At 40.0% G+C, this 11,667-nt stretch carries 10 protein-coding genes; all 10 read left to right on the top strand.

From position 1 onward, the window contains the following. Nucleotides 1–71 precede the first annotated feature (71 nt). Nucleotides 72–605 (top strand): dTDP-4-dehydrorhamnose 3,5-epimerase, encoded by a 534-nt coding sequence (gene rfbC, locus AC1TO9_RS10315; protein ID WP_482059085.1) that lies wholly within the window; start codon nt 72–74, stop codon nt 603–605. Then, nucleotides 602–1,537 (top strand): NAD-dependent epimerase/dehydratase family protein, encoded by a 936-nt coding sequence (locus tag AC1TO9_RS10320; RefSeq protein ID WP_482059086.1) that lies wholly within the window; start codon nt 602–604, stop codon nt 1,535–1,537. The genes rfbC and AC1TO9_RS10320 overlap by 4 nt, the downstream gene beginning before the upstream one ends. After that, nucleotides 1,521–2,705, top strand: a complete 1,185-nt coding sequence (locus AC1TO9_RS10325) for a class I SAM-dependent methyltransferase (RefSeq protein WP_482059087.1) — start codon at nt 1,521–1,523, stop codon at nt 2,703–2,705. The genes AC1TO9_RS10320 and AC1TO9_RS10325 overlap by 17 nt, the downstream gene beginning before the upstream one ends. 178 nt (nt 2,706–2,883) lie before the next feature. After that, complete coding sequence (locus AC1TO9_RS10330) at nt 2,884–3,558, top strand: hypothetical protein (RefSeq protein ID WP_482059088.1); 675 nt, start codon at nt 2,884–2,886, stop codon at nt 3,556–3,558. 46 nt (nt 3,559–3,604) lie between these two features. Beyond that, nucleotides 3,605–4,672 carry a tetratricopeptide repeat-containing glycosyltransferase family 2 protein gene (locus tag AC1TO9_RS10335; RefSeq protein ID WP_482059089.1) on the top strand — a complete coding sequence of 356 codons (1,068 nt, stop codon included), beginning with the start codon at nt 3,605–3,607 and terminating at the stop codon, nt 4,670–4,672. Between the two features lie 101 nt (nt 4,673–4,773). Continuing rightward, nucleotides 4,774–4,971, top strand: a complete 198-nt coding sequence (locus AC1TO9_RS10340) for a cold shock domain-containing protein (RefSeq protein ID WP_482056591.1) — start codon at nt 4,774–4,776, stop codon at nt 4,969–4,971. Nucleotides 4,972–5,200: 229 nt separating this feature from the next. Further along, the gene (hpf, locus tag AC1TO9_RS10345; RefSeq protein WP_482059090.1) at nt 5,201–5,755 is read left to right on the top strand and encodes a ribosome hibernation-promoting factor, HPF/YfiA family; all 555 of its coding nucleotides are present in this window, start codon (nt 5,201–5,203) and stop codon (nt 5,753–5,755) included. A gap of 333 nt (nt 5,756–6,088) precedes the next feature. Next, nucleotides 6,089–8,596, top strand: coding sequence for a preprotein translocase subunit SecA (secA, locus tag AC1TO9_RS10350; protein WP_482059091.1), 2,508 nt, complete (start codon nt 6,089–6,091; stop codon nt 8,594–8,596). Nucleotides 8,597–8,759: 163 nt separating this feature from the next. Beyond that, nucleotides 8,760–9,876 (top strand): peptide chain release factor 2 gene (gene prfB, locus AC1TO9_RS10355; protein WP_482056594.1). Its coding sequence is split into 2 segments (ribosomal slippage): nt 8,760–8,831 and nt 8,833–9,876, totalling 1,116 coding nucleotides; the frame shifts between segments, so codons are not numbered across the junction. Between the two features lie 451 nt (nt 9,877–10,327). Continuing rightward, complete coding sequence (locus AC1TO9_RS10360; RefSeq protein ID WP_482056595.1) at nt 10,328–11,215, top strand: YitT family protein; 888 nt, start codon at nt 10,328–10,330, stop codon at nt 11,213–11,215. Nucleotides 11,216–11,667 lie beyond the last annotated feature (452 nt).

Genomic DNA, 11,667 nt, shown 5'->3' on the forward strand with positions numbered 1-11,667 from the left:
GATTATATTTTCACCTAACTGTGAATGGATATCTGAAATGTTTAGCAAGCGAATAAACGGAGGAAGAATAAATGCATTTTACAGAAACACCCTTATCAGGGTCCTATATAGTAGAATTAGAAGTTTTATCAGATTCACGGGGTTTTTTTGCTAGATCGTGGTGCAATGAAGAATTCGCATCACGTGGGTTAATATCTTCCTTTGTACAGAGTAATATTTCATTCAATAAGAACAAGGGTACTCTTAGGGGGATGCATTATCAAGCATTCCCCCATGAAGAAATTAAGTTAGTTCGATGTACAAAAGGCTCCATTTATGATGTCATCGTTGATATAAGGCCCAATTCACCGACTTATAAACAGTGGTATGGGATTGAATTATCAGAATTAAATCATAAGATGCTTTATATACCTAAAGGTTTCGCACATGGATTTCAAACCTTGTCTGATGATACTGAGGTTTTTTATGAAATGGGTCAGGTTTATAAAGAAGAATACGCTCGTGGAATCGTGTGGAATGATCCTGCTTTTAACATAGAATGGCCGAATGAAGATCAACGAATAATATCTGAAAAAGATTTGAATTATTCCGGGTATGTAGAATGAAGAAAATTATTGTTACAGGTGCAAATGGATTTATAGGAAGTCATGTACTGAACGAATTCGTAGGTCGAGAAGATCAAGTCTATGCCATAACATCAAGTCTCGTAAATAAAAAGAACACCAATAATGTCACTTGGGTGAAAGTTGATTTACTTAATGACAATCAACTGGATGAAATGTTTTCTATAATTAACTCACCAACGCACCTGTTACACCTTGCCTGGGATACCACACCAGGTCAATATTGGAATTCATCTGCTAATTTCAAATGGATGAAGGCAAGTTTGTCTCTATTCGACAAGTTTTGTTCTGCAGGGGGATTGAGAATCGTAGCTGCAGGTTCTTGCGCAGAATATGATTTGAGTCAGGGTGTCTGTAAAGAATTTGAGACCCCACTGGAGTATAATAGCATTTATGGATCAAGTAAAAATTCATTGTATCATATGTTGATGTCTTATAAAAAACACTATAAAGTCTCTAGTGCGTGGGCTCGAATTTTTTATTTATACGGGCCAAGTGAGCATGAATTGCGCCTGGTTCCTTCTGTTATATTATCATTATTGCAGGGCAATCAAGCAAAATGTTCCCATGGAGAGCAAATTCGTGATTATCTTTATGTTAAGGATGCTGCAAAAGCGTTAGTCAGTTTATTGGATAGTGAAGTTGACGGTCCTATTAATATTGGTTCAGGTAAGCCAATACGATTATATGAAATTATAAATAATATAGCGGATGTACTGAATAAGAGAGAACTCATTCAGTTCAATGCAATTCCAACCTCAGCGGATGAACCAAAAATTGTGTTGGCTGATGTGCAAAGGCTGGCGCAGGATGTTGGCTGGAGTTCAACAGTTACGTTAGAGGAAGGAATATACGAGACCGTACAATGGTGGCAATCTTATTTTATTGGAGGCAAGCATGGTGACAAAAAATAACTGTCCAATATGTGAATCATCAAATATAAGGAGTATATTAACTCGTGAAAATATGCCAGTATATCAAAATCTACTGATTAATAGCTTTGATAGTGCTAGGCAGATTGTAAAAGGCGAGTTGACTATTGTCGAGTGCACAGACTGTGGATTTGTTTTTAACAGCTCTTTCGATCCGAATAAAGTTGTTTATGGTAGTGATTATGAGAATACTCAATCCTATTCAGAGTATTTCAATCAGTATTTAAATGATCTTGTTTCTAATCTTGTTAATAAAAAAGGAGTAAGAAATGTAAACGTGGTAGAAGTAGGGTGTGGAAAAGGTGTCTTTTTAAAAAAAATAGTCGAATCTGGTAATAACTGCGGTTATGGATTCGATCCAAGTTATATTGGACCAGAAGTGGAACTAGAGGGGAAATTGAGATTTGAGAAACGCTTGTATAATGAGGATTGCGCTGATATAAAGGCGGATGTTGTCATTTGTCGGCATGTTATCGAACATATTCCGGAGCCATTGTTTTTACTGAAGGCTATTCGAAAAGCACTGACTCATTCTCCGCATGCTAGAGTGTTTTTTGAAACACCATGTGTGGAATGGATTTTTAACAATAAAGTTATGTTTGATTTTTTCTACGAGCATTGTTCATATTTCAATAAGAGTTCACTTGCAAAGGCATTTGAAATAGCTGGTTTTGAGGTTGTGAATATAGAACATATATTTAATAATCAGTATATGTGGATAGAAGCTAAGGCTGTGGATACCAATGATAAATCTTATAATGAGACAGCTCTAGGACATGTTGATACGAACAGTATTCAGTTTGCTCAGCATGAGTGGGAATGGAAGCGAAATGTAATGGAGAAGCTTGTCCATTATTCTGAGAAGGGTAAGATAGCAATTTGGGGTGCAGGTGCAAAAGGTGTAACCTTCTTGAATTTGAATGATCCAGATAGGGTACATATTGATTGTGTAATAGATGTTAATCCAAATAAGGTAGGTAAGTTCTTACCTGGAACAGGTCATGAAATAGTAGGGATTAATGCTTTAGTTAACAGAGGTTTATCAACTGTAATTGTAATGAATCCTAATTACTATGAAGAAAATAAGTTGCTTGTTGAACAGGAACAATTAAAGATAGAACTTATTAATATTGAAGCATGGAATGTATGAAATTGGATTTCAATAGGAAGAGACTAATAACTGTCACTTCCTAATTAAATATTTCGTTGTGATTTTCTATTTAAAGTAATTATTGGTGTACAAACTTTTTTGAATCCATGCAGTAAAAGGGTATGAATTTGCTTGAAGTTTTAATACGACAAAATGTTATCGGAAAGAAGTGATTGTGATGGAATTATCGCTTTCTTTATATGATCTTAAAGGGTATACGTCTGCGCAACTTAATCATTTTTTTCCGGATAATCACACCGTTCGTTTCCAAGAAGCTGGGCAGTCTGCGTTTGACCTAGCCTTAGATCGAACAGATCATTGTTTCTCTAAAGTATCTTTGGAGTCTTATCGGAAAAATGGCGATACATTTCTTAATCATCTGCATTCAGATCAATATGCTGTTTTTCTATGGTTTCTGTCGAATAGTGTATGGAAAGAAAATGAAAATAATACATTAGCGAATAAAATTTTTTATTTAAATAAATCACTTCATGGATTTAGCTGTATGTATGACACGAAACTACCGGACATCTTTTTACTCTTTCACACTGTTGGGACGATGTTGGGCAAGGCTGAATACTCTGATTTTTTGGTAGCATTTCAGGGGAGTACGGTTGGCGCACAAAAAGGAAGATACCCTACATTAGGCAAAGGCGTATCCCTGTTACCGTACTCATCGATCGTTGGTGATTGCAGAATTGGGGACTATGTGTCTATAGGTAACAGTGCATCCGTCTATGAAAAAAATATTGCAGATCATACTGTAGTTTTTAGAGATGATAGTGGATCTAATACCTATAAAATTAATAAGACTAGCGTTTCTGAGCGCTATTTCAATATGCTCAAGCAATAAGATATTCGTAAAATTTAAAAAAATCGTGTATTTTGAGGTGTATATAATGAAGTTATCCTTGGTTATGATTGTGAAGAACGAGGAGAGAACGATAAGACGTTGTTTGGAGAGTGTCTCAAATCTAGTAGATGAAATTGTAGTTGTTGATACAGGGTCAACTGATAGTACCAAGATGATTGCTTCTGAGTTTCAAGCTAAATTATTCGATTATGAATGGAAGAATGATTTCGGAGCTGCACGAAATTTCGCCTTGGGAAAGTCAACATGTCAGTGGAGTTTGGTACTGGATGCAGATGAATATATATCTAATGATTGTGCAGATGATATCAGGAAATTTATACTTAATGGGCCATCTATTGGAAAGGTAAAAAGAGTAGATGAATTTATGAGCAAAGATGGCGTCAGTTATGAACAAATCTACATTTCGAGATTGTTTCCATCTAATTGCCGCTATAGCGGTAAAATTCACGAGCAGGTGCAATCAAACCTGCCGAGACTTAGGGTGAATATTGAAATTCAGCATGACGGGTATCTGAACCAGATGAAGACGGATCGTAATATTCCTATTTTGATGCAAGTTATTGAAGAGAATCCGAAAAACCCATACTATCATTATCAAATTGCAAAAGAATACCGTGGGCTGAAAAATCATGAAAAGTCATTTGCTCATTTGAAACAGGCATATTCATCAATTACACGAAACGAGGGATATGCACCAAGTCTTATTGTGAACTATCTATATGCTATTATGGAATCTGGTAATTTATCAGAAGGTATATCTGTTGTTGAGGATGAACAAGAATATCTTAGGGATTACCCTGACTTTTACTTTGTTTCGGCCCTATATCTGTTAGAGCTTATTCTAAGTGACCCTACACAGTTTGGGGAATTGATGCCATACATTGAACGTTTCTATTTGAGAGCTTTAGATATTGGAGAAACGGATCGAGAGGGTGGCGTGATAGGAACAGGTAGTTTTTCTGCACATCACAATCTGGGTGTATTCTATGAGGTGACAGGTGATATTGAAAAGGCTAAGAAACAATATTCATATGCAAAGAAACATCACTATGCTCCATCTATTGAGAGGTTGTCAAAACTAAAGACTCCATAATCAGAGTTCAATATTAATTGACATTCCTTACCTTTAGGTGTTATATTCCTAAAGTAAGCGTTTTCCTACTTTATTTTTAAAAACGAAGGGAATGTTGATCTATGCAAGGAAAAGTGAAATGGTTCAATGCTGAAAAAGGTTATGGTTTCTTGGAAACAGATGAGGGTAACGATGTATTCGTACATTTCTCCGCAATTCAAACAGACGGTTTCAAATCATTGGATGAAGGTCAAGAAGTTGAATTCGACGTTGTTGACGGTGCGCGTGGACCTCAAGCGGCTAACGTAACCAAATTATAATTCGTACGGCATCTGCCGAACCAATATAGTTGGAATGATGACTTTTAACTGAAATCATAAAGTTCAGGCCCTGGATAAATTCAGGGTCTTTATTGTTACAAGAAGTCTGTAAAGGTGGTCAAACCCGAGGGGTTGTAAGTGCTTCCAATATTGTGTTGGCTCACGAAATCATCCTTTTACATCCCGTTAACACTTGTGATATAATGGATAAGCAAAGGAGGAGTGCCTTATGAATTTCAGTATTCGTGGTCAACAGATTGAGGTAACAGATGCTTTGAGGGAGTATGTTGATAAGAAGCTTAGTAGGCTTACGAAGTATTTCGACGAACCTTTGATGACAGATGGTAACGTTACTTTGGGTGCTAATCGTGGGTTACACAGGGTAGAGGTAACAATCCCATTGCCTGGTCTCATGCTCCGTGCAGAAGATCATAGTGATGATATGTATTCATCGATTGATGCAGTCGTGGACAAGCTGGAACGTCAGATACGCAAGCATAAGACGAAGCTTAATCGTAAGTTCCGTCAAGATGGAAGTCTGAAGGCACTATTCACTGAGTCGTCAGGTGCAGCAGGTTCGATTGTCAATGGTGAAGTGGAAGACGAATTGGAAGTTGTACGTACGAAGCGCTTTTTCCTTAAGCCAATGGATATTGAAGAAGCTATTCTACAGATGAATATGGTTGGACATAATTTCTTTGTGTTTTCTAATATTGATAATCAAGCGGTGAATGTTGTGTACAAGCGTAAAGATGGTAAATACGGTCTAATTGAACAAAGTTAGTTAGACGAAAGTCCAATCGATCCACGCAGTTCACAGTCAGGAAGATTCATTTAATTGGTATATATTATTGAAATGAGCTCCTATCCGTGCAACGGATAGGGCTCTTTGTGCGTATATATAGATAGAATTAACGAAGGTAACGTAGTTCTAGTTCATTCTAATATAGGTAGTGTTATAGTAATTTAGTGGTAAAGAAGAGACAACGTGTGTTGCGGCATCGGTTGCAAACTGTTACAATTTATGCAAACCAATCATTAAAGGAATCAATTTCATTATTAACCCTCGAAGTTAAGAAGTTGGTTCTACCATCTGTTTGAACGAAAGGGGTTAACCATGCTAGGACTTGTAAAGAAAATTTTCGGTGATGTCAACGAGCGTGATGTCAAACGTCTTATGAAGACGGTCGAACTAATCAACCAAATGGAACCAGAATATGTAGCGCTCTCGGATGAACAATTGAAAGCTAAGACGGAGCAATTCCGTACTCGCCTTGAGAAAGGTGAATCGTTAGACGAGATCTTGCCAGAAGCATTTGCAACGGTTCGAGAAGCTTCCAAGCGTACACTTCAGATGCGTCATTTCGATGTACAGTTAGTGGGCGGTATGGCACTTCATGAAGGTAGAATTGCTGAGATGAAGACGGGTGAAGGTAAGACTCTTGTAGGAACTCTCCCTGTGTATTTGAATGCACTGTCGGGTAAAGGTGTGCATGTGGTTACGGTCAACGATTATTTGGCACAACGGGATAGCGAACAGATGGGAATAATATATGAATTTCTTGGCATGACGGTCGGGGTCAACATGAATGGTATGGATCATGCAGACAAACAAGTGGCCTATGCCTGCGATATTACTTATGGTACGAATAATGAATTCGGATTCGATTACTTGCGTGATAACATGGTGTTGTATAAAGAACAAATGGTACAACGTCCATTGTCTTTCTGCGTTATAGATGAAGTCGATTCCATACTTGTGGATGAAGCACGTACGCCGTTGATCATTTCAGGACAAGCTGAGAAGTCGACGGAACTGTATTACACAGCAGATCGCTTTGTGAAGCGTCTAGAAGCCGAAGAGGACTACACTGTTGACATTAAGGTGAAGTCAGTTGCTCTTACGGAGAAGGGCGCAAACAAGGCGGAGAAGGCTTTCGGTATTGAGAACCTATATGATCATGCGAATGTAACGCTGAATCATCATATCGTACAAGCTCTGAAGGCGAATGTCATCATGCGTCTTGATGTAGACTATGTTGTAGCGGAAGAAGAAATCATGATTGTAGATGAATTCACAGGGCGTCTGATGCAAGGTCGTCGTTATAGCGATGGATTGCATCAAGCGATCGAAGCGAAGGAAGGCTTGGAAGTACAGAATGAGAGCATGACGCTTGCTACGATTACATTCCAGAACTATTTCCGGATGTACCGCAAGTTAGCGGGTATGACAGGTACGGCGAAGACAGAGGAAGAAGAATTCAAGAAGATCTATGGCTTGGAAGTTCTTCAAGTGCCAACGAATAAGCCGAATCAACGTCAAGATATGCCAGATATCGTGTATAAGAGCGAGAAGGGCAAGTTCACGGCTGTTGTGGAGGAAATTGTTGAACGACATAAGAAGAATCAACCTATATTGGTTGGTACGATCTCTATCGAGAATTCTGAGCTTGTCTCTGAGATGTTGAAGCGAAAAGGTGTGAAGCATCGCGTTCTAAATGCGAAATACCACGCCGAAGAAGCAGAAATTGTCTCGCAGGCAGGTCAACCAGGTATAGTGACGATTGCTACTAACATGGCAGGTCGGGGAACAGATATTATACTGGGTGACGGTGTGGCAGAAGTCGGTGGCTTGCATATTATTGGTACAGAGCGTCATGAATCACGTCGTATTGATAATCAGCTTCGTGGACGTGCAGGGCGTCAAGGTGACCCTGGATCTACACAGTTCTACTTATCTTTAGGTGATGAATTGATGAAGCGTTTCGGTGCAGATAATGTATTGAATATGATGGATCGTCTCGGATTTGAAGAAGACCAACCTATTGAGAGCAAGATGATTACACGTGCTGTTGAATCTGCTCAGAAGCGTGTGGAAGGTAACAACTTCGATGCGCGGAAGAACGTACTTCAGTATGATGACGTTATGAACCAACAGCGGGAGATTATTTATAAGCAACGCCGTGAGATTCTGGAGTCAGAGAATATCAAGGCTGTTGTTATGGAGATGATCAAGAGCGTAGTTGAACGTGTAGTTACAGCACATTGTGTTGATGACATTCCTGAGAACTGGGAGCTACAAGAAGTTGCGGATTACATGAATAGTAAGCTTTTGGATGAGGAGACTATTACTCGTGATGATCTATGGGCTAAAGAAGTAGAGGACATCATAGAATACATCTATAGTCGCGTGGAGACGAAGTATAACGAACGTGAAGAGCGTATTGGTTCTGAGCTAGTACGTGAATTCGAGAAGGTTATTGTGCTTCGTTCCGTAGATAGTAAATGGATGAATCATATTGATGCGATGGATCAGCTTCGCCAAGGGATTCATTTACGTGCATATGGTGGTACAGATCCGTTGCGTGAATATCAATTTGAAGGTTTCCAAATGTTCAATGAGATGACAGCTAATATCCAGGAAGAAGTCTCGAATTACATTATGAAGGCGCAGATTGAGGGTAACCAGGAACGTCAAGCAGTCGTTGACGAGACCAAAGTATCTACGAATGCTGAACCAGTCGAGAAGACTCCGGTGCATGTCGGTCAGCAGATCGGTCGTAACGATCCTTGTCCTTGTGGTAGTGGTAAGAAATTTAAACAGTGTCATGGTCAATCATCATAATGAAGAAGTGAGACAGGAATAAGACTCCCTTAGTTCTAGGAGGTTCTGAAGTTACGTTCATTCTCGGCGAGGGACTGGGATACGTGTACTGATGTACCTTCTGAATTGAGGGATTTTCTGATAGTGAAAAGAGACAATATTTTGTAGAGGTGACGTGAAAATTATGATCGATCCAAGTATAAGACATGATCTACGTGAAATGGGTAGTAAACTAACCAATCTTAGGGGGTCTCTTTGACTTAGATCTTAAGCAAGAGATGATCTCTAACTTCGAAGAGAAGATGGCTGCTCCTGATTTCTGGGATGACAGTGAGAAAGCACAAGGCTTGATTGCTGAGCTTAATGCTGTGAAGTCTTCCATTGATGAATATGCGAAGCTCCAAAGCGAGTACGATGATATTGAAATGATGGCAGAGCTAGTAGATGAAGAGGAAGAAGAATCTTTATTCACAGAGATTGCAGAATCTACACATCTTCTCAAAAAGAAACTGGGTGAATTCGAGCTCGGTCTGCTACTAAGCGAACCTTATGATAAGATGAACGCTATTCTAGAACTTCATCCTGGTGCCGGTGGTACAGAGTCTCAAGATTGGGGAGAGATGCTTCTCAGAATGTACACTCGTTGGGCAGATAAGCGCGGATTCAAAGTTGAGACGATGGACTATCTGGCGGGTGATGAAGCGGGTATCAAGAGTGTGACTCTGCTAATCAAGGGCTTTAATGCTTACGGTTATCTTAAAGCGGAGAAGGGTGTGCATCGGCTAGTACGAATTTCGCCTTTTGACTCCTCGGGAAGACGTCATACGTCATTCGTATCCTGCGATGTTGTACCTGAGATTACAGAGGATGCAGAAGTGGAGATTCGTACAGAGGATCTGAAGATTGATACTTTCCGAGCTACGGGAGCTGGTGGACAGCATATCAATACAACAGATTCGGCCGTACGTATTACGCATATCCCAACGGGTATTATCGTAGCGAGCCAGGCTGAACGTTCTCAGATTAAGAACCGGAACTGGGCGATGACAGCCCTTCGGTCCAAATTAGTGGAGCGTAAGCTCGAAGAACAACGTCAAGAGTTGGCAGATATTCGCGGAGAGCATTCGGATATTGCTTGGGGCAGTCAGATTCGCTCCTATGTATTCCATCCCTACAGCATGGTGAAGGATCACCGCACATCTGTCGAGACAGGTAATATAGGTGCTGTAATGGACGGAGATATCAATATATTTATTGATGGATATCTCCGTAGCCAACTTAAAGTGGCTGAAAGTGAATAAAGAATATGAAATTCCTACACGCTAACATGTGTAGGGATTTTTTTGGGAATAGGTAATCGCACACTTATCAATCCACCAATAGCCGATGGTGGCTGGCGAAGTAGACAGATGAGGAGCGAGTAGTTGTATTAAGCACAGTTAATTCGCGGGAAAAGCAGGAGAAAAGAGAAATAGTTGCACAGGGTACAGTTAAAATGGGGATAATGGCGAAAAGTAGGGTTTTCCAGTAATTTAGATGTACTCTATGCAACTACAGTTAGTGTTTGGGGAATTTGGCCGAATATAAGTGTGCTTTATACAACTAATGGTGACTGTCGCATGTGTCTTCTGAGACTATTATGGTTGGAGCATGTAACTTTCTGCGAATATGGTGGCTGGCGAGTGTAGCTTTTTCACCAAGGACGCGGTTAGAGGTATTCTTAGTAAAAAATGAGAGGAGAACAACACATAAATGGCACAAACATCACGAACTCGCAGATCAGGAGGGTTCATTCCCATGAATGGCCCTGCAAGGCATGCTTTTGACACGATCTGTATTATTGTTGGATCTTTTATAATTGCAGTAGGATTTAATTTGTTCTTTCTACCTAATGGCATTGCATCGGGTGGTGTATCAGGACTCTCCGTGCTGGGTGAGGCATGGCTTGGATTAGAACCCGCTTTTACACAATGGGCTTTTAACATTCCTTTGTTCGTCTTGGGTTTCTTATTGCTAGGTAAAGATTATGGTATTCGCTCTTTGCTTGGAAGTATTATTCTACCCTTATTCGTGCTGATGACGAAAGAGTGGCCAATTCCAACGGCTAATCCGTTGCTGGCTTCTATTTATGGGGGATTATGTGTTGGACTCGGGATAGGTCTCGTATTTCGTGGACGTGGATCTACGGGAGGACTGACGATACTGGCACAGGTGATTCAGAAAATAAGTGGTCTCAGCTTCTCTTTATGCGTGGTGTTATTAGATGGGACGGTCATTATTCTAGCCGCGTTTGTTATGTCGATGGAGCAGGCGTTGTATGCGTTGCTTGCGTTGTATGTTACAGGTAAGGTGATTGATACCGTTGAGCTAGGATTTAATTATACGAAGGTCGCTTACATCATATCGGATCATACTGAATCGATAACGACTGCTATTCTTCAGGATCTAGATCGGGGATTAACGAAGTTGAATGCGCAAGGTGGCTTCACAGGGGATGATCGGACGGTACTAATGGTCGTTGTAGGACAGAATGAAGTGACGCGGTTGAAGACGTTGGTTCAGAAAGTGGATCGGGATGCTTTTGTCATTATTAGCAATGCGCATGAAGTTCTGGGAGAAGGATTTAAGCGGCAGGTGTAGAATGTAGAAGTATAGGACAACACCAACCGACGTATGGTATAAAACGGTATAAAACCTGCGAGATTGCACATCTTTATTCTTCCAGTTCTGGAGGTTTACTCTAGATGCCTGCGATGAACATCTTTTATCCTACTATATAAAGGGAGAGACTCTCCTATTTACGATTAAATACCTGCATGATCGCAGGTATTTTTGTTGTATCATTCGTTTAGAAGGAAAAGCCTGCACTCTCGCAGGAATATGACATTTATCTGAACAAGTAGGTGGGAAGAGTTTCACTATCTAATTTTGCGTTCCTTAACTCCAAATAGGAGGGATTGGGTCGGATGAAGTGGGGAAGTACGAAATAGCGTAGGTGACGAGATTGTCCTAAGGAAGTAAAAGCATAGGTTTCATATGATACTCGATTTCTTGTATAACTAGTCAGATAACTGTTGTATTTATATTAACTC

This window comes from Paenibacillus sp. Y916, from assembly GCF_056786435.1.